Source organism: Pseudomonas taeanensis MS-3, from assembly GCF_000498575.2.
Classification (GTDB): Bacteria; Pseudomonadota; Gammaproteobacteria; order Pseudomonadales; family Pseudomonadaceae; genus Aquipseudomonas; species Aquipseudomonas taeanensis.
Genome location: NZ_AWSQ01000003.1, coordinates 156144 through 174168 on the forward strand (window position 1 = coordinate 156144; position 18025 = coordinate 174168).

General features: G+C 58.8%; 18 protein-coding genes and 1 pseudogene. 5 read left to right on the forward strand and 14 right to left on the reverse strand.

The window, feature by feature from the left end; translation table 11 throughout:
• Window positions 1-504 precede the first annotated feature (504 nt).
• Entirely contained in the window at window positions 505-921 is a 417-nt protein-coding gene (locus tag TMS3_RS13250; RefSeq protein ID WP_025165760.1) for a CBS domain-containing protein, read from the forward strand.
• Window positions 922-1188: 267 nt separating this feature from the next.
• A complete protein-coding gene (locus TMS3_RS13255; RefSeq protein WP_025165761.1) occupies window positions 1189-2808 on the forward strand; it encodes a M28 family metallopeptidase in 1620 nt (539 codons plus the stop codon).
• 152 nt (window positions 2809-2960) lie between these two features.
• Here the strand turns inward: TMS3_RS13255 and TMS3_RS13260 are convergent, their stop codons facing one another.
• From TMS3_RS13260 to TMS3_RS13280, 5 genes are all read right to left on the reverse strand, one after another.
• The gene (locus TMS3_RS13260) at window positions 2961-3533 is read right to left on the reverse strand and encodes a cysteine dioxygenase family protein (RefSeq protein ID WP_029866336.1); all 573 of its coding nucleotides are present in this window, start codon (window positions 3531-3533) and stop codon (window positions 2961-2963) included.
• A 370-nt stretch (window positions 3534-3903) separates the two neighbouring features.
• Entirely contained in the window at window positions 3904-4329 is a 426-nt protein-coding gene (locus tag TMS3_RS13265; protein ID WP_025165763.1) for a hypothetical protein, read from the reverse strand.
• Between the two features lie 205 nt (window positions 4330-4534).
• Entirely contained in the window at window positions 4535-4837 is a 303-nt protein-coding gene (locus tag TMS3_RS13270) for a cell division protein ZapA (RefSeq protein WP_025165764.1), read from the reverse strand.
• Window positions 4834-5082 (reverse strand): hypothetical protein, encoded by a 249-nt coding sequence (locus tag TMS3_RS13275; RefSeq protein ID WP_025165765.1) that lies wholly within the window; start codon window positions 5080-5082, stop codon window positions 4834-4836. The genes TMS3_RS13270 and TMS3_RS13275 overlap by 4 nt, the downstream gene beginning before the upstream one ends.
• Before the next feature lie 240 nt (window positions 5083-5322).
• Window positions 5323-6273 (reverse strand): GlxA family transcriptional regulator, encoded by a 951-nt coding sequence (locus tag TMS3_RS13280; RefSeq protein ID WP_025165766.1) that lies wholly within the window; start codon window positions 6271-6273, stop codon window positions 5323-5325.
• Between the two features lie 122 nt (window positions 6274-6395).
• On the opposite strand from TMS3_RS13280, the gene TMS3_RS13285 reads away from it, so the two are divergent.
• Window positions 6396-7022, forward strand: coding sequence for a cysteine hydrolase family protein (locus TMS3_RS13285; protein WP_025165767.1), 627 nt, complete (start codon window positions 6396-6398; stop codon window positions 7020-7022).
• A gap of 38 nt (window positions 7023-7060) precedes the next feature.
• Here TMS3_RS13285 and TMS3_RS13290 read toward each other — a convergent pair whose 3' ends face one another.
• Window positions 7061-7498, reverse strand: a complete 438-nt coding sequence (locus TMS3_RS13290) for an HIT family protein (protein WP_025165768.1) — start codon at window positions 7496-7498, stop codon at window positions 7061-7063.
• 335 nt (window positions 7499-7833) lie between these two features.
• Here TMS3_RS13290 and TMS3_RS13295 point away from each other — a divergent pair, with 335 nt between their 5' ends.
• On the forward strand, window positions 7834-8406 hold the full coding sequence (locus TMS3_RS13295; protein WP_025165769.1) for a COG3904 family protein: 573 nt from the start codon (window positions 7834-7836) through the stop codon (window positions 8404-8406).
• 32 nt (window positions 8407-8438) lie between these two features.
• Here TMS3_RS13295 and TMS3_RS13300 read toward each other — a convergent pair.
• The 5 genes and pseudogenes from TMS3_RS13300 to TMS3_RS13315 all read right to left on the reverse strand — a co-directional run.
• Window positions 8439-9023, reverse strand: a pseudogene (locus TMS3_RS13300) (transposase); the annotation flags it as partial.
• Window positions 9024-9294: 271 nt separating this feature from the next.
• The gene (locus TMS3_RS24645) at window positions 9295-10089 is read right to left on the reverse strand and encodes a cupin domain-containing protein (protein ID WP_083491758.1); all 795 of its coding nucleotides are present in this window, start codon (window positions 10087-10089) and stop codon (window positions 9295-9297) included.
• 219 nt (window positions 10090-10308) lie between these two features.
• Window positions 10309-10659 (reverse strand): cupin domain-containing protein, encoded by a 351-nt coding sequence (locus TMS3_RS13305; RefSeq protein WP_025165771.1) that lies wholly within the window; start codon window positions 10657-10659, stop codon window positions 10309-10311.
• Window positions 10660-10670: 11 nt separating this feature from the next.
• Window positions 10671-12314: a choline dehydrogenase gene (locus TMS3_RS13310; RefSeq protein ID WP_025165772.1), complete on the reverse strand. Its 1644-nt coding sequence runs from the start codon at window positions 12312-12314 to the stop codon at window positions 10671-10673.
• The gene (locus tag TMS3_RS13315) at window positions 12311-13504 is read right to left on the reverse strand and encodes a M24 family metallopeptidase (RefSeq protein ID WP_051394238.1); all 1194 of its coding nucleotides are present in this window, start codon (window positions 13502-13504) and stop codon (window positions 12311-12313) included. Before TMS3_RS13315 ends, TMS3_RS13310 begins: the two co-directional genes overlap by 4 nt.
• A 97-nt stretch (window positions 13505-13601) precedes the next feature.
• Here TMS3_RS13315 and TMS3_RS13320 point away from each other — a divergent pair, with 97 nt between their 5' ends.
• The gene (locus TMS3_RS13320) at window positions 13602-14441 is read left to right on the forward strand and encodes a LysR family transcriptional regulator (protein ID WP_025165773.1); all 840 of its coding nucleotides are present in this window, start codon (window positions 13602-13604) and stop codon (window positions 14439-14441) included.
• A gap of 217 nt (window positions 14442-14658) precedes the next feature.
• On the opposite strand, the gene TMS3_RS13325 is transcribed toward TMS3_RS13320, so the two are convergent.
• From TMS3_RS13325 to istA, 3 genes are all read right to left on the reverse strand, one after another.
• Window positions 14659-15474, reverse strand: a complete 816-nt coding sequence (locus TMS3_RS13325; RefSeq protein ID WP_051394239.1) for a BCCT family transporter — start codon at window positions 15472-15474, stop codon at window positions 14659-14661.
• A gap of 181 nt (window positions 15475-15655) precedes the next feature.
• The gene (gene istB, locus TMS3_RS13330; RefSeq protein WP_025163932.1) at window positions 15656-16411 is read right to left on the reverse strand and encodes an IS21-like element ISPsy14 family helper ATPase IstB; all 756 of its coding nucleotides are present in this window, start codon (window positions 16409-16411) and stop codon (window positions 15656-15658) included.
• Window positions 16412-16431: 20 nt separating this feature from the next.
• Window positions 16432-17946, reverse strand: a complete 1515-nt coding sequence (istA, locus tag TMS3_RS13335) for an IS21 family transposase (protein ID WP_025163931.1) — start codon at window positions 17944-17946, stop codon at window positions 16432-16434.
• Between the last annotated feature and the right edge of the window lie 79 nt (window positions 17947-18025).

Consider the following 18025-nt stretch of genomic DNA (forward strand, 5'->3'; position numbering starts at 1 on the left):
CAGCTAAGCGAATAACTCCGCCCCCTTTGACTGAGCGGCGCCCCCTGCCCCGCAGACTCGACGGTTGGCACTGCAACAGTGCATAGCCGTGGTATCGCCTGTGCTTATTCGCACCAAGGTGCATCACTCGCGCACCGCTATAGCGCCATACCCGGGCATGGCGCCCCCTCAGAGTACGCAGATCGTCAGTAAGCACGATGTGAAGGCCACGACCCGCTGAATAGCGTTCGACCTGCTCGTTCTCAGCACTAGCAGGTCGCTATGTACGTAGCCTTAGTCAGGTATACAACGCGATGGGGTTACCGGCCTGGAACTTGCTTAGCCTAAAACTCAGCACAGCCGTTCTACCCCGCAACGCCTGAGACACAGGCCATAGCGCGCTGCTTGTTCGAGCAAACGTCCGACCCTGTACTGCGGCATCCCCCCTCAAGCAGCGCTGACCCCAGCCTGCCGGCAATGGGCACTTGAGGTGCGCCGCACGACCCATAACTTTGGAGCACCACCGTGATTGCTGCCTCTATTGCTAACTGCATGAGTAACGATTTCGCCATCATTCATCCCGAAATGCCCGTCGTAGAGGCCTCAGGCAAACTGCTAAAAAAGGCCATGCTCGGCGGCCCGGTGGTTGACCCTGAAGGCAAGCTGCTCGGCTGGATTTCTGAACAGGAGTGCCTGCAGGTCAGCATCCAGGTGGTCTATCACAATCAGCGAGTTGCGACCGTCAAAGACATCATGCGTGCCGACGTGCTGTCGGTGAAACTCGACGCCGACCCACTCAATCTGGCCCAGCAAATGCTTGGCGACAAACCCAAGAGCTATCCGGTAATCGACAGCAACAACAAGGTCCTCGGCGTAATCACCCGCCGCCACATCCTCAACCTGCTGATCGAGCAATTGTCCACATTCAGCAAAGCCCGCTGAAACCGGCGGCCAGCCTCCTGCTGAAGGCGCTATCACACCCGTGCAGTCCCGATAAACAATCGCGAGTAAACCAGCTCAATAAGCCTGATTAATGCTTAGCAAAGGCATGAAAACTTGGTGGAGTTCGCATAACGCAACACTAGCCAGAGCCTCCTCGCATTCTTGACTAGGCTCGTTGCGTGTCCGATCGATGCAGTAAAGGACTAGTGGCGACTGGGTCACAAGCCAAGCCGCCAACCGAAATCTCCATTAAGGATTGGAGGAAGCATGCCTTATCCCATAAACAAACTTCGTGTCGCCGTTGGTACTGTCGTTCTGGCTCTATCCACCTCGGCGCTCGCCTCCCAGGAAAGTGACCTGTTCAACGAGTTCTGGAGCCCCGCCAAACCCCTGCCCTTCGAATGCCGACTCGGCATCCTGAACAGCACCCCACTCGGGCTGCCACGCTGCATGCAGGCGAGCAAGGTGATGCACCACCTGCAAATGCTGCATGACATCGCCGCCGCCAACGGGGGCACCCGGGCAGCCGGCCTGCCAGGCTATCAAGCCTCAGTGGACTATGTGAAGTCGACCCTGGAGAGCGCCGGCTATGCCGTAACGCTGCAGGCGTTCCCCTTCACCGCCTATTACCCGCAAGGCCCCGGCATTCTGCAAGCGACTGCGCCGACCCCAACCCTGTACGAGTGGGAGGTGGACTTCACCTACCTGTCGCAGACCGACGCCGGCGACGTCACGGCTCAACTCGCCGCAGTCGATCTCCAACTCGGCCCCGACAACACCTCGACCAGCGGCTGTGAGGAGGAAGACTTCGCCAACTTCCCCTCAGGACGCATTGCCCTGATCCAGCGCGGCGCCTGCAGCTTCCAGCAAAAGGCCGAAAACGCCGCTGCGGCTGGCGCAGTGGGGGTCATCATCTTCAACCAGGGCAACAGTGACGACCGTAAGGACCTGCTTAACGCGACCTTGGGCGATAGTTACGCAGGCGGTATTCCGGTGATGTTCGCCACCTACGACAACGGCGTGACCTGGGCCAGCACCAAGGAGCAGCAGCTGCGTCTGGTAACGGACGTGGTGCGGGAGCGCACCCAGACCTTCAACCTCGTGGCAGAAACCAGACGCGGCAATCCAGACAATGTGGTGATGGTTGGCGCACACCTCGACTCGGTGTATGAAGGGGCCGGCATACAGGACAACGGCTCGGGCAGCGCGGCGATTCTGGAGATGGCCTTGCAGATGCGCAAAGCCCATCCGCGCAACAAGGTGCGTTTTGCCTGGTGGGGGGCAGAGGAATCCGGGCTGGTGGGTTCGACCTACTACGTGCAGAACCTCACCCCTGAGGAGAAAGCCAAGATCAAGGTCTACCTGAACTTCGACATGATCGCCTCTCCCAACTTCGCCTACTTCATCTACGACGGTGATGGCTCCGAGTTCGGCCTGGAAGGCCCGCCAGGTTCGGCAGCCGTGGAAAAGCTGTTCGAGAAGTACTACGGCAAACGTGCGCTGCCTTCCGAAGGCGATGAGATCAGCTTCCGTTCCGACTACGCGCAGTTCTTCACCGATGGCATCGCCTTTGGCGGACTGTTCACCGGTGCCGAGGTGCTCAAGTCCGAGGCGCAAGCGGCCAAGTATGGCGGCCAGTTCGGTGAAGCCTTCGACCCCTGCTATCACCAGAGCTGCGATGACATCAGCAACATCGATATGCAGGCCCTGGAGATCAATGCCGATGCGGCGGCTTTTGCCACCAGCTGGTTATCCCTGTCGACCAAGATCGTCGACGACCAGATAGCCGCAGCCAAGGCCGCGCAGAGTCAACCTGGGATCATGTCCAAGTCCAAGGCCAGCTCGACCTACGACATCACCCATTGGGGCAAGCACTGGATCAAGTAAGCCGTTGCTTCAACCTATCCGCCCACTACAACCGGGGCAGGCCAAAGTGCCTGCCCCGTTTTTTTGGATTACAGCCACTGCGGACGGTGCTCAGCCAGGTGGACAAACCTGCCGCCACGATCCGAGAAATCCGCATGAATTTGCGGAATTAACTACCCGGATTGCTGGGTTTCGATAATGAACGGCTTCTCGACCTTCTTTTCTGGATCGAACTGCGAGCGCCCGGTATGGTTCAGGTGCCGCCCGTAAACATGGAACGACAAGGTCGTGTTGGCGGTTTCGTTCAGCACGCTGTGGATCGCCCCCGTGGGCATGGTCAGCACATCGCCCTCGGCGAGCGTCTCTTCCCTGACTTTGCGCAGCTCCGCGTAGCCGGCTTGCGTACCGTCATCGACTCGCTGCCAATGGATATTCTTCTCCCGCCCATCGACCCCGACTACCACCGCCCAGGTGCCGTGATCGTGCGCATTGACGCCACGCCCGGCCAACCAGCAGTCGGCCACCACGAACAGCGAATGGTCGGCTTCGGCATGCAGCAAGGTCGTGCCGAAGCCCAATTGCGGATCGGCGATGTAATTAACCTCGGAACGCCAGCCCGACGCTAACGCCGCCCGCCTCGCGAGCGGCGCGACCTGAGCAAGGAGGCTTGGCTCATCCAGAGGTTGGCTCATGATTCGTCGAACATCACTGACAAAAGCCTCCAGGCCGTATTCGTCTGCTGCCACCGGTATTCCTCACTGCCACACGGGTTCAGGTTGATTTGATGCCAGCAGATTACCAATGCAGCGTCTGCCCTAAGTACCTGACAGCGACACAGCCTGCATCGCTTGCCGACTTCAGCGGCGGCAAATGACTGCAACGCGTTGGCGACGAAGCATAGGCCGGCAGGACGGAGGTTCCTGGTATATAACGACTGCAGTGCAGGCCACCGACGAGTCTCCGGCAAGCCCGGCAACTGACTGCGGGACTTCATGTGGCGTGCTTGCGCTATGGATTTAGCGCAAGTGGCAGATAGAGTGACGTGCACCCTACTCCGTCTTCCGGGATCCTGCTCGCACTCAGCCGCCCACTGTCGCTCGGGCAGCCAATGCAGCGCTAAGGGGTGACGGGTCTGATATCGAATCCGCTCTTGGCTTCGCTGACGATGCGAAAGTGCAGGCGCTCGCCATTGGCCACGGGCACGGCCAGTTCGCGGCGCAGGCGGCCCTTGCTGCAGAGCGTGTCGTCCTGCTCATCGAGACCGATGCCCAGCACACGGGTACCTGGCGGCACATGAAAACTGACCGACTCACCGATGCCGATACGAGCGGCCACCTGACGATCGACCAGAACCGCGACGTAACAGCCGCCACCGAGCATGCCGATATCGCGATTCACCACGATCTCCCCGCTGCCCTCGACCGGCTGCTGGTACGCCAATAAGCGCTCGCTGGGTATCGGGGTCGATTTGCCGGCACCGGCCGGCACCGAACCACAGCCAACTAAAGCCAGTGGAAGCAAAAATGCACAGATCATTCGCATGGAGAGCCCTCTCTGGCTGGATGATCGGACGACTAGACGCCGGTTCATTATTGTCGGCGTCGCGACCACCCTCAAGTGGACCAGTCTGGCACATGAACCGGCATCCGTTCGACTCAGGCTCGACTGCACCAGAGCAGACGTATCTGAGCGCTCAGGAATTCAGTTGCCTTCGGCGGGCTCGCGGTGGCCGGAACCGCCGATGCACTCAGGCCTGTTTGATCAATGCGCTGATACCATCGACCCGCACGCTTAGCTGTTCCTCGATACCTTGAATTTCCAGCTGGTGCAGCCGCTGCAGCTCGATCTGCTGCGCGCACAGCTTCAAGGCCGTCAACACCAGCAGCCGGTCGCCAATCAGCGTCGGCGACTGCTGCTTGGTCTCGGCCAACAGCTTCTTGAGCATCAGCGCCGAAGCGGCCAACGTCTGCTCCTGACCGGCAGGCGCCTTGATGCTGTAGTCATTGCCCAGGATTGAAATAGCAGTGACCGTTCCGCCGTCGAGACTCATGCGCTGGCCTGGCTCGCATGCACTTTGCCGCCCGCAGTGGCCAGCTCGACCAGGGCCTGAATACGCGCGAGCGTCGCACCTTGCTGCTCTTCTTGCTCGAGCGCATTCAACTGCAAACTCTCGTTCTCATCCTTGACTTGTGCCAGCTCGGCACTCAATTGCTCATTCGTGCTCTGCAGCGCCTGATTCTGTCGCGCAAGCTCAGCGACGAGTTGTTCCAATTGAGTTAAAGAATTTTCCAACATTTTGATTACTCGAGCTTTTTGCGGGCGCACACAATAATGAAAAGCCCCTGGAGAAGCTAGGCGCCTGGAGGGCTGAACCCGCCGAACAGCTGCTGAGAGCCAGGAGTTGTCCACCCGCTGAGATGGAGAGAAGGGTTTCGGTTAAGCCGTGCAATACACAAAACTGCATCAGTCCGACCCGGCTGACCTGTGGAGAGTTCCGTTCATTTGGCCATGCCGCGGCTCAGGTCGAGGTTAAACCTAGCGCCCACGGAAGCTCTGTCGGTAGCTGCTCGGGGAGACCGCGAAGCTGCGGCCAAAGTGATGGCGCAAGGACACGGGCGAACCGAAGCCGGCCAATTCGGCGATGCTGTCGATAGGCTGGTCGGTACTCTCCAGCAGGCGTTGACTCAGGGCCAGGCGCTCGGCCAGCAGCCAGTCGCCCACACTGGTACCGGTGAGCTGACGGAAGTGCCGGGTAAAGCTGCGCCGGCTCATCAGCACCTTGTCCGCCAGGCTGTCCAGGCTGTGCGGTTGGTCCAGATTGCCCCGCACCCAGTCGAGCAGATCGCTGAGGCGGTCGTCGCGCGCCGTAGCCGGCAACGGTTGCTCGATGAACTGGGCCTGGCCTCCCTGTCGATGGGGTGGTACCACCAAGCGCCGCGCCACCTTGTTCGCCACCTTGGCACCGCAGTGCTGGCGCAGCAGGTACAGGCAGCAATCGATGCCGGCGGCGGTACCGGCCGAGGTCAACAGGTTGTCATCGTCGACATAAAGCACATCGGAATCCAGGCGTACGGCCGGGAAGCGCTCGGCGAACACTCTCGCCCAGGCCCAATGGGTGGTTGCCGGGCGCCCGTCGAGCAGACCGGCCTCGGCCAGCACGAACGCCCCCAGGCACAGCCCCACCAGATGAGCGCCGCGCTCATGGGCGGCGACCAGCGCATCGAGTAACGCCTGGGACGGGTGCTGGTCCGGGTTGTGCCAGCTCGGCACGATGATCGTCTGCGCATCGAGCAGCGCCTCCAAACCCTGCTCGACGTGCAGCTCGAAGCCGGCGGTAGTGGTCAACCGGCCTGGCTCGGCCGCACACACCACCAGCTGGTAGTTGCACTCACCCGGCAAGGACTCGCCGAACACCAGGCAAGGCACGGACAGATGAAACGGGCTGATACGGTCGAACGCGAGCACGGCAACGCGATGGGGCTGCATGACTTGGCTCCTGGCCAAAATCTTGGCCCGATCTTAGCGCAGTTTGACTTTCGGGCCACTCACCGCATGTTCTCTTACAAGAGAACAATCGGCTGCAACACCTACCCACTTGGAGCATCGCCATGAATCAACAGCCCAAACGCGCCCTGATCGTCATCGACGTGCAGAACGAATACGTCAGCGGCAACCTGCGCATCGAATACCCGAACATCGAGCTGTCCCTGGCCAACATCGCCAAGGCCATGGACGCCGCCCACGCCGCTAACATTCCGGTAGTGGTGGTGCAGCATTTCGCTGCGGCCGACTCGCCGCTGTTCGCCCGCGGCAGCCAGGCCGCCGAACTGCACCCGCTGGTAGCCGAACGGCCGCGCGACCATCTGATCCAGAAGGCCATGGCCAGCGCCTTCGTCGGCACCGACCTCGGCCAGTGGCTACGCGAGCGCGAGATCGACACCCTGAGTGTGGTCGGCTACATGACCCAACACTGCGACGACTCGACAGTGCGCCAGGCCCACCACGAAGGCTGGCAGGTCGAACTACTGCACGACGCCACAGGTTCGCCGCCCTACCTCAACAGCCTGGGCTCGGCCACTGCCGAAGAAATTCATCGAGTGTTCAGCATCGTCATGCACACCGGCTTCGCCGCCGTGCTCGGCACCGATGAATGGCTGGCCGCCCTGCAAAGCGGTGAGGTGCCGCAGGCGGACAACATCTACCTGTCCAATCAACGTGCCGTCCGCGAGCGCTGAGGGGCCTCGGGTCTGCTCTCATGGGCGCGGCCTCAGGTTCAACCGCTGATGCGTTTGACCAGCCGCGCCTGCAACTCCTCCAGCTCAGCTGGCTCTGCCTGGTTCGCGGCATGGATGCCCAGACCCTGGCCGGCGAGGCGCGGAATGATGTGCATATGCAGATGGAACACCGTCTGCCCGGCTGGCGCGCCGTTGAACTGCGCCACCTGCACGCCGTCCGGCTGCAGCTCGTCGACCAGCACCTGGGTCAGTCGCTGGGTCACGCGCATCAGTTTGCACAGGGCGTCCGCATCGATCTCCAGCAGGTTGCGCGCCGCCGCGCGCTTGGGGATCACCAGAGTATGGCCGAAGGCCTGCGGAAACAGGTCGAGGAAGGCCAGCACATCGTCGTCCTCGTACAGCTTGTAGCAAGGGGCCTCGCCGCGAATGATCTGGGCGAAGATGTTCTGCGGGTCGTATTCGCCATGCAGGCTCATCGGATTGTCCTTTACCAGTGGAAGATGGGCGCACCATACCCGCTTGCGCTCGTCCAGAAAACGCCTGGCAGCGCTGCACATGATCGGCCAGTTGATCCTTCGGAATGCCCCGCTCATTTTGGATGCGCAACCTGACATGAGCTGTGAGCGGGTGCTGATCACACGTGTTCTCTCATAGCAGACTCACGCCGAATGCCTATCTCTCGCATCCCGCGGCGGTACAGGGCTGAGCATGCCTGAGCGCAATCGGTCCCCAGCCTGGAACTCGAAGGTGCACAGAGCAACTGCTGCGAGTATCGTCTGCACACCGCCGTTATCCAGGACCCCGCTACCCGATGCACACTCCCCTGATCAAGGCCGCCCTCCTCTGCGCCGCGGCCCTGTGTTCGGCCACCACGCAGGCCAAGGTCGAGGTCGAAGCCGCCCAACACAAGACTCTCGGCGCGGTACTGGCTGCCAAGATTTCCGAGGACATCGCCCCCGGAGACTACGAAGCCCTGCTCAAAGGCCTGCGTGCCAACCCCGGAAAATTCGCCCGCAAGATCGTGTTGCTGGACAACATTGGCGGCAGCGCCCCGGAGGCCATGCGCATGGGCCGCCTGCTGCGCGAAACGGGCTTCGACGCCCTGGTGCCGTCTTCCGGCATCTGCCAGGGCAGCTGTATCTACCTGCTGGCCGCCGGCCACAAGAAGACCGTACGTGGCTATGTCGGCCTGCACCGCCCGCCCTTCCCCAGCGGCGACTCGGCCCGGGCGCAAGCCGCCCACCAGGGCCAGCGCTACAGCCCGACCGCCTACTTCCGCGAAATGAACATCCCCAACCGCTTGGCCGAAGAAATGCAGCGCATTGCACCGCACAATATGCGCGTGCTCTCGTCCCAGGAGCTGGCCGGCTACGGGCTGAACTAACCCGGCTCGCTTTCAGCCAGCCTGGACTGCCATAGGCGCTTCGGAAGTGTTTCCGTCAGGGCCTCCTCATCGAGTGCCTCAAGGTACTCACGCACGGCGCAAGTGCTCAGGGACGGATCGCTCCAGTTAACTTGTTCAGCATCCGGTAAGCCGCGCTGTCGGCTCGCATCCGCTTTGATGATGCTGGCGTCCACAGCAAAGCCTGCGCCTTTGACAAGGCCGGCGTCCATGCGACGACGCAGCACTTCATTGAACAACCAGCGGAACAGGTCATTGTCCCGATAACGGCCGTGACGATTTTTGGAGAACGTTGAGTGATTGGGTACTTCATCTTCAAGACTCAACCGGCAGAACCAGCGATACGCCAGGTTCAAATGGGCCTCTTCGCACAACCGCCGCTCTGTACGAATGCCGTAGCAATAGCCCACGACCAGCATGCGGATCATCAGTTCAGGATCGATCGACGAACGCCCAATCGGGCTATAGAAATCGGCGAGGTAATGGCGCAGATCGAGACACTGATCAATGTTGCGTAGAAGGTGATTGGCTGGGATGTGATCTTCAAGGTTGAACGAGTAAAACAGTCGCTCCTGCCAACTCGATAACTGTCCCATCATGCTGTGAGATCCCCTCCGTCCAATGAAGAGTTTTTGCCGCAGGCCAGACAGGGTATCTACTTTTTCAACAGATTCGGCCAAACGCAGAAGTTGGTGGGCAAGAAAGCGTCGTCCACACTCCATAGCTCTAAAGTTTGCGCATGGTGAAAAACCGCGGAGCATTTTGCAGCAGCGGCAACCCAGGCTATTTCGCTAGATGAAGAGCAAGCCTTTATCGCAGCGCTCCCCAGAAGGTTGAATTGAACCCTACAGGGGAGCGCAAATGCTGTGCCTATGGTGCTGGGTTATTTATTTTCCACCATTCAGTAGCGGGCACTGTTCCTATTGGAGCCAGCCCCTTTTCAGTCCGCATAGCATCGAGCCTATCCCATATTGAGCGCGCAACCTGGGAAGTTGTATTGCTCCTGCGCCCATAGAGAAAGCTTTTATAATCACCATCGTCTGGATACCAATACATTTGAGCATAAATACCTGGTTTCACAGCGACAAAGTCGTGAATGGAATTTGGTCCAGAGTCCACAACCATTCCAGCTGAAACAGGTTGATATTTACCATCGACATTCAGAAGCGTTTCGCCTTCGAAAATATAAAAGCATTCGCGCTGCGCATGATAATGAGGTCTATTGTCAGTAGGAGCCATACGAACAGAAACGCCAAAGGGAAGCTGGGTGTCGGTTATTTTCACTGGATCGGAGAGCCATGCCCAGCAGTAGTCCCCGGTTTTTTCCGGCCGTACTACTGGACACTTTACTAGCTCACCTCTCTTATCAAATGTTTCCCAGCCTTTGGTAACTGTTTCGTCAGGCTTGAAGTCAGCGTAGTGCTTTTTACCACTTTCAAATTCTTTAATGACTTGTTCAATTTTTGGGTGATAACATGACTTTGGCAGCCCATCTTTAGCAAAGACAGAAACGGAGTTTCCTGACTCCGCACGTGGGTAGCCGAGCTTTTCATCCACGCCCTCATTTTGAGCCTGAACGTGGGCACCAAAACATAAAGTCACTACTAATATAGATGCTTTAGTTGATTTCATGTTTTTCTCCGCTTTTTTGTTTTTGTGATTCATGTGGATCTAGCCAAAATTTCGGATCGGAAGCTGAATGATTTTAATCCAAACCTTCACAAACAATTTTCGCACTAACCTGAGCCAGGCACTAGCTGCGCAACCGTGGCGCACCAGCCTTATATCGGTAAACGAAATTAATTTAATCAGCAATTAATAATCGCTGATTAATTCGTAATACACCAACGTGCGTCCGATGGTTGGACTTAAACTATCGACCGGTTACTTGTCCTGCCAACGAACCTGGCTGGCACGCCGGGAGGCAGATTCAAATGTGTCGTGATAGACATAGCTGTTACGAATGGGCTCCATGATCTTCCAGATTGCGCTGGCGCCCTGTTCGATAGTCAGGAAATCTCCTGGCTGAAGGTCCACCACCTCGCCGTCCGAGAAGGTCAGCTCGGCTTTCCCCTGATGCACATAGAGCGAAACCCTGCGCTCGTAATCATATTTGAACTCGGGATCGGCACAGTCCCATGTATCCCAGTTGGCGATCTTGCGTTTGGTGTCTTCGGTAGCCTTTCGGCGCTTGAAAAACCGGGAATCGACGATACGTTCGTTCAGACGGGTCATAACGTTCTCCTTCAGATGGCACGGTGATACGCAACGAACTCTGGAGCCAGAGGCGTTTTACCGAGGATCAGGTCTGCGGCCTTCTCGGCGATCATGTAGACGCAGGCATTGATATTGGCGCTGGGAACGGCAGGGATGATCGAGGCATCGACGATGCGCAACCCATCGATGCCGCGCATCTTGAGGTTCAGGTCCACCACAGCGCGATCATCGCCGTTCGCCCCCATGCGTGCGGTGCCGCAAGGGTGGAAGGCCGAGGAGGCATCTTTGCGGATGAACTCATCCAGCTCTGCATCCGTTCGCACATTCACGCCAGGCAGATCCTCACGGCGGTGGAAGTCCTTGAATGCAGGCTGCGACAGCAGCTCGCGGCCCATCTTCAAGCCCTGGCGCATTTCGTACCAATCCCGCTCGGTAGCGAGGTAGTTGGGGTCGATTAGCGGCGCATCCATTGGATTCGCCGAGGCCAGCCGGACCCTGCCTCGGCTTTCCGGGCGCATCGGGCCTGCACCCAGGCGGTAGCCGTTTTTGGACGGATTCGGGATCCAGTTTTCGCCGAAGAACACCGGAAAAAAGTGGAACTGGATATTCGGGTGAGTCACATCCGCATCGGTGCGCAGGAACGCCCCGACATTGCATTGGTTGACCGAGGCCACGCCGCCCTTCCAACCGAACCACTGTATCCCGGCCCACAGCATCAGGTGCGGCTTGAGGTACTTGTTCAGGGAAACCGACTGGTCCGTCTCCACCTGGATATGCGCTTCCAGGTGGTCCTGCAGGTTCTCACCCAGCATGGGGGCATTGTGGATGACCTCGATGCCGTGCTCGCGCAGATGCGCCTCGGGACCGATCCCCGACAGCATCAGAATCTGCGGTGTGCCGAAAACTCCGGCCGACATCACCACCTCGCGCGAGGCGCGCACGGTCAGGGTACGCTTGCCCTTGGTCAGTTCGACACCCGTTGCACGGCCGTTCTTGACGGTGACGCGCAGCACCTTGACACCAGTGGCCACGTCCAGATTGGCGCGCTTACCTTGCGCATGCAGATAGGAGCGTGCAGAGCTGCTGCGAAAGCCCTTTTCCACCGACATCTCGAAGCGGCTCACGCCTTCCTGCGCATAGCCATTCACATCGCCTGTCAGCACATGCCCGGCCTGCTGGCCCGCCTCGAGAAACGCGATGTTCAATGGATTGAGGTCCTTCTGGGTCTTCACCCCAACCCTGCCCGAATTGCTGCGGTAGTCGTCCGCCGAACCGTCGCGCCGCTCGACCTTCTTGAAATAAGGCAGGCAATCGGCAAAGGACCAACCGCTACAGCCTTCGATGTCTGCCCAGTCGTCATAGTCGCGGGGATTGCCGCGCAAGAAGGTCATGCCGTTGATTGAGGACGACCCACCCAGTACCTTGCCGCGCGGCTGGTCGATCTCACGACTGTTCAGCTGCCGCTGCGGCGTGGTCTTGAACCAATAGTTGTATTTGCTCGTCGGTTTGAATGCCGAACGCAAGCCGGCCGGCATCTGGATGATCCAGCTGCGGTCATCGCCACCATGCTCCAGCAGCAACACCGAATACTCGCCGCTTTCGCTCAGCCGATGGGCCAGCACGCAGCCAGCGGTGCCCGCGCCAACGATGATGTAGTCGTAGCTGCTCTTCACAGATAGTCCTCCTCGAACGGGCAATTGCTCAGTGGCACGGGGCCATCCTTGGTGATCAACACCGGTTGCTCGAGCTTCACCCCCTCATCGCCACCGACCGGGCCGATGTAGCTCTCGACGCAGAGGCACATGCCCTCCTGGAAGGTGCCGGAGTACTGCCAGGTCTCGTGATCCTCGGGGTAGTAGATCACCGGGTATTCCACGCCAAAGCCGATACCGTGGATCATTTCGGCATAGCGGTTGGGCACATAGATGTCGTGCATCTTCCAGGACTGTTCGCCGAACTCTTCGAACGTCATGCCGGGGCGCAGCAACGCCATGTTGTGCTGCAACTGCTCATGGGCGTGGGCATACAGACGGCGTTGTTCAGTAGTCGGGGCCTTGTCGCCAATCACGAAGGCCCGGGTCTGGTCGACGAAGACGCCGTCCGGGCCGATCAGGTCGCTGTCGAAGACCAGCATCTCTCCGGCCTTGATCACTTTGTTCGAAGTCTCGGTGAACCAGGGGTTGGTTTGGTGGCCCGAGGTCAGTAGCCGCGTTTCCTGCACTTCACCGCCATGTTCCAGGTTGTATTGGTTCATGAGCGACATCAGGTAGTTTTCGGTCACCCCGGGCACTGCATGTTGGCGCATGAAGCCAATAGCATCGGTACAGACCTGCATCGAATTCTTGATGATCGCCACCTCCTCCATGGACTTGATCGAGCGGGCGATCTCCATTGGCGCCTTGGCGTCCATCATCTTGATACCGCGCTTCTGCAGGGCCAGCATCGGCAGCAGATCGGCTCGATCGATACCCAGAGTGGCCCCGCGCCCGCAGGTTTTGTGCAGGAGATCGACGATCTCTTCGGCCCACTTGCTGGCGTGCTCTTCGGCGCGGTTGCCGGAGCCGAAGTAATCCCAGGATTTCGCAGGGCGGGCCTCGTCAATGGTTTCCAGATCATCGGACAGGTGCAGCGCACCGCCGTAATCGAACAGCACCACGGGCCCGGCCGCTGGGACGAAGACGTAGCGCGCCAGGTGGTGCGAGGTCCAGACCTGCATGTTGCGACAGCCGGTCGCGTAACGCAGGTTCAGCGGATCGAAGAGAACCGCCGCGTCCATCTTGAAATGGGCCAACAGTTCCCGAGTGCGCCTGAGCCGATAGGCACGTACGCGCGTCTCGTCGATGGTTTTGGGTAGATCCAGCATGACTTACTCCAAAGAAAGACTATTGACTGAGTATGGAGCGATGATATTGTTAATTAAAACTAAATAAACTTAATCTGTGAGTAAGGAAAATTTAATCATGCTCCCGGCGCTGGATCTTGAACTCATTCGGACGTTCCAAACTGTCCTGCAAGAAGGTGGCTTTAAACCCGCGGCTGAAAGGCTCAATAAAACACCAGCCGCTGTCAGCATGCAGATCAAGCGGCTGGAAGAGCTTCTGGGCCAGCGGCTCCTGGAACGCAGCAATCAGGGAATTGCCCTAACCGCGGCCGGGGACATCCTCAAGGAAAAGGGCGAAAAGCTTCTGAGTCTGAACTACGAACTCCTCAGCGATCTGCGTCAGGGAGAGTTATTTGGCAAATTGAGTTTCGGTACGCCCACTGACTATGCGCCGACGCTGTTGCAGAAACTCCTGCCCATCTTCAGCCGTGAATTCCCCCAAGTCACACCCAATATAATTCTGGAACCCAGCCGCTCTTTAAGAGCACGAATCCAGTCCGGGGCACTGGATATGGCCATCGTCGCGCAAGAGCCAGGAACTGATGAGGGGATTCACCTCTGGTCAGAAGAAATTGCCTGGTTTGGTGGCGCAAGAACTCAGGACGGCAAAGCAAAAGTAGGTGTACTGACGACCAACTGCATTTTGCGTGATCGAGCTCTCGAAGACCTGAAGACAGTTCCCCGTGACTACAAACTCGTACTCGAAGCTGCGACAGTCGCATCCCTGCGCGACGGCGTCGAAGAAGGGTTTTGTCAGGCCTTTTTGCCGGTATCCGTTGCCGGCAGACTCGCTCGCTCCAAGGAAATAAAGCAGTCCCATTCGCTGATGCTGAACTTCGTCCTTATTGCAGGAGTTGGTTCTGACGACAGCAAAACTCAAAGTGTCGCGTCCAAGTTCAGGCGAACTCTACTGGGTTAATGCTAGAAATCGCCTGGCATAGGTCGGGTGCTCAAGGCTGCTTGACCTCTCGCACTTGCTTGGCCGTCGAACCCAGCTGGTTTCGATCAACTCCGTGGGTCGTGATCTCGCGCACCACGATCAAGGTGATGCTTCGCATCGACCGCAGCCTGAGTGATGCACAAAGCTCGTGACCGAGAAAGTCTCGGCCTCGGGCTTTGGCTTGGGGCGTAGAGCCTTAGTTTCGACTCAACATCGACTTCAGGGTGCCCAGACACATCAATATCATAATCAATGAAAATGGTAGTGCGCCGATGATCATCGCCCCTTTAATAACCTCAAGCCCGCCAGCAAACATTAAAGCAGCGACTAGGACAGTTAGAATAGTGCCCCAAATAATACGATGATTGATGCCGGGATCATTGTTGCCGGCAGCCATAATAGTATTCAGGACTAGTACACCAGAGTCCGCAGATGTCACCAGGAATGTCATGATGAGCACCACAACCATGATAGAAATAGCTTGGGCCAGTTCAGGTGAGAGCATTTGCTGCAGGGTAACAAACATCTGCGACTCAATAGGTGCATTAATTATGGCGTCGCCTGCGCCACCGTTTAGTCCAATATCCAGCGCCGTGCCGCCGAGTAACGCAAACCACAGAAAACACATCAGCGTCGGAACTATCATGGCGCCCAGTACAAATTCGCGGACTGTGCGCCCCTTAGAGATCCGTGCAAGAAACAGCCCCACGAACGGAGCAAACGCAATCCACCATGCCCAGTAATAGAGGGTCCAACCGCTCTGCCATTGACCCAGCTCAGAGCTGGTTTCCCATACGGTGAAACTCAGCGCAGGGAGATTAACCAGATAATCGGCCAGGCCGGCGAAGTAGGTCGAGAATGCAAAAGCCACAGAGCCGAAGATAAAGAAAATCGCCAGCAAGACAAAAGAGAGCGTGAGATTAATATTACTTAACCACTTCACCCCTCGACCGACACCTGTGACCGCGGACAAGGTTGAGAACAGCATGACCAGTAACAGGGCTACCAGCATGGCTGCGCCAGTCGGCTTGCCATCCAGTCCGATTAGCCACGCTGCGCCAGTAACTGCGGATTCCACGACACTTGGACACTCAGCCCACGATCATTTGGACACTCGTTCCATGCTCACTTGGACACCTGATCCACGTCCACTTGGACAGGCAGTCGGAGCGCAGCGACGCAGGTTTGCATTGTTAGTCTGAAGTCTCTGTCGCCGTCAATTTCGTTGCGCGTCTGCGCATCGATTCGCCCTTCAGTTCGATCCGATAAGCGTTGTGCACCAGCCGGTCGAGGATCGCATCGCCCAAGGTCGGATCGCCGATCAGTGCGTGCCATTTGTCCACTGGCATCTGGCTGGTCACTAGCGTCGAGCGGTTGCCGTAGCGGTCGTCCAGCAGTTCAAGCATGTCGCGCCGTTGCGCAGCGGTAAACGGCGCCAGGCCCCAGTCGTCCAGGATCAGCAAGTCGGTCTTGGCATAACCCGCCATCAGTTTCGCGAAGCGGCCGTCGCCGTGGGCCAGGCCTAGTTCTTCCATCAAGCGCGGCAAGCGCAGATATCGCACGCTGTAACCGTCGCGGCAGGCCTTATGAGCCAGCGCGCAGGCGAGCCAGGTTTTGCCTACGCCAGTTGGGCCGCCGATGATCAGGTTCAGGCCGTCGCGCAGCCACTGGCCGCTACCCAGTTGCAGGATCAGAGATTTGTCCAGGCCGCGCGGGCTGCGGTAGTCGATGTCTTCCAGGCAGGCGTTATGGCGCAGTCGTGCGGCCTTGAGGCGAGTAGTCAGGCGTGCGTCTTCGCGCTCGGTCAGCTCGCGGTCGACCATCAGACCGAGGCGTTCGTCGAAGCTAAGATCGTTGATGTCAGGCGTTGCGTGTTGTTCGCCAAGCGCCTTGATCATGCCGTGCAGGCGCAGGGTTTGTAGCTTGTCGAGTGTCGGGTTGGGCAGCATTTTGGTGCTCCTTTTTCAGGTCAGTGGTAGTAGCCAGGGCCGCGCAGGTTGATGTGTTCTTCGGGCAGTAACGGCAGGTTTTGCTGGGCAAGCGGCAGCCGTTCCAGCCCTTGGCGCAGGATCGATTCCAGGCTTTTATAGCTGCACGCGCCCAGTGCCAGCGCTCGCTGGCAAGCGGCTTCCAGCCGCTCTTCGCCGTGCTGTTTGCTCAGGCGCAGGATCCCCAGGCAGGCGCGGAAGCCGTGCTGCGGATGGATTCGGCGTTCGAGGATATGAGCGATGACACCAGCGGTGTTCGGCCCGGTCTGCTCAGCCCAGTGGATCAGTCGCTGCGGCGTCCATTCAGCATGTTCGCGGTGACTTTTGGGCATGTGCTCGGTTTGGGTGGTGTGGCGGCCTTTGTGCGGCGAGCGCAGATGGCTGGCCACACGCTGGTTGGCGTGGAAGCACTCGACGGTCTTCGCGGTTAGCCGCACTTCGAGTTGGTGTTTCACCAGCTGGTACGGCACCGAGTAGTAATGGCCGTCGACCTCGACGTGGTAGTCGATGTGCACCCTCACCTTTTTCCATTCGGCGTAGACATACGGATGTTCTGGTAGCGGTTGCAGTGCGGGTTGGTCGATGGTCTCGAAGGCCGAGCGGCGTGAGCCGGGCAGCTTCTTGAAGGGCTTCTGATTGAGGCGATCCAGCAGCAGCGCGATGGCTGTGTTGAGTTCGCCCAAGGAGAAGAACTGGCGGTTGCGCAGCACCGCCAGGATCCACCGCTCGACGACCTGTACGCCGACTTCAACCTTGGCTTTGTCCTTGGGTTTACGCGAGCGCGCGGGCAGCACGGCTACGCCGTAATGCTCGGCGAGATCGCGGTAACTGGGGTTGATATCCGGCTCGTAGCGATGCGCCTTGGTGACGCCGCTGCGCAGATTGTCCGGTACCAGGATCTGCGATGTACCGCCGAGAAAGGCGAAGCAGCGTACGTGCGAGCCCAGCCAGTCAGGCAGCTTCTGCGACCAGGTGGCCTCGGCGAAGGTGTAGCTGGACGCGCCGAGAACGGCGACGAAGATCTGCGTCTGGCGGATCTCGCCGGTTCGCCGATCAATGACCGGCACGGTCTGGCCGGCGTAATCGACAAACAGCTTTTCGCCAGCACGGTGTTCCTGGCGCATGACCACGTCGACCTTGGCAGCCCAGAGGCGGTAGTGCTCGCAGAACCAGCTGTATTGGAAGCCTTGCGGATGGGTGAGCCGATACTCTTGCCAGAGCAGGGCCAAGGTGACGCCGGGGCGACGTAACTCGGCATGGACATGAGCCCAGTCCGGCATCGGACGTTGATCGCTAGGAACCGTCGGCGCTGGCGGGAACAGACATCGCTCCAGTTCGGCGTCCGACAACTGCGTGGGCCAAGTCAGCCCGCAAGCGTTGAAGCGGTGCAGGTAATTGCCGGCACTGCCGCTGCTGATGCGTAGGCTGGTGGCAATTTTGCGCACGGACAGGCCGGCGTCGAACTTTAGGCGTAGTACCTCTCGGATTTTACGCATGGATATACGCTCCACGACGACCTCTTCGCTTCGAGAAAAGAGGTCGATGGTAGTGAATAATCCTGCGTTGCTGCCTGCC

Excerpts from the sequence above, each read along its gene's own strand:
- TMS3_RS24645 (WP_083491758.1), bottom strand. The coding sequence starts at position 10,089 with ATGAATCACAAAAACAAAAAAGCGGAGAAAAACATGAAATCAACTAAA.
- TMS3_RS13290 (WP_025165768.1), bottom strand. The coding sequence starts at position 7,498 with ATGAGCCTGCATGGCGAATACGACCCGCAGAACATCTTCGCCCAGATC.
- TMS3_RS13275 (WP_025165765.1), bottom strand. The coding sequence starts at position 5,082 with ATGTTGGAAAATTCTTTAACTCAATTGGAACAACTCGTCGCTGAGCTT.
- istA (WP_025163931.1), bottom strand. The coding sequence starts at position 17,946 with ATGCGTAAAATCCGAGAGGTACTACGCCTAAAGTTCGACGCCGGCCTG.
- TMS3_RS13255 (WP_025165761.1), top strand. The coding sequence starts at position 1,189 with ATGCCTTATCCCATAAACAAACTTCGTGTCGCCGTTGGTACTGTCGTT.
- TMS3_RS13280 (WP_025165766.1), bottom strand. The coding sequence starts at position 6,273 with ATGCAGCCCCATCGCGTTGCCGTGCTCGCGTTCGACCGTATCAGCCCG.
- TMS3_RS13320 (WP_025165773.1), top strand. The coding sequence starts at position 13,602 with ATGCTCCCGGCGCTGGATCTTGAACTCATTCGGACGTTCCAAACTGTC.
- istB (WP_025163932.1), bottom strand. The coding sequence starts at position 16,411 with ATGCTGCCCAACCCGACACTCGACAAGCTACAAACCCTGCGCCTGCAC.
- TMS3_RS13295 (WP_025165769.1), top strand. The coding sequence starts at position 7,834 with ATGCACACTCCCCTGATCAAGGCCGCCCTCCTCTGCGCCGCGGCCCTG.
- TMS3_RS13265 (WP_025165763.1), bottom strand. The coding sequence starts at position 4,329 with ATGCGAATGATCTGTGCATTTTTGCTTCCACTGGCTTTAGTTGGCTGT.
- TMS3_RS13270 (WP_025165764.1), bottom strand. The coding sequence starts at position 4,837 with ATGAGTCTCGACGGCGGAACGGTCACTGCTATTTCAATCCTGGGCAAT.
- TMS3_RS13315 (WP_051394238.1), bottom strand. The coding sequence starts at position 13,504 with ATGCTGGATCTACCCAAAACCATCGACGAGACGCGCGTACGTGCCTAT.
- TMS3_RS13325 (WP_051394239.1), bottom strand. The coding sequence starts at position 15,474 with ATGCTGGTAGCCCTGTTACTGGTCATGCTGTTCTCAACCTTGTCCGCG.
- TMS3_RS13305 (WP_025165771.1), bottom strand. The coding sequence starts at position 10,659 with ATGACCCGTCTGAACGAACGTATCGTCGATTCCCGGTTTTTCAAGCGC.
- TMS3_RS13285 (WP_025165767.1), top strand. The coding sequence starts at position 6,396 with ATGAATCAACAGCCCAAACGCGCCCTGATCGTCATCGACGTGCAGAAC.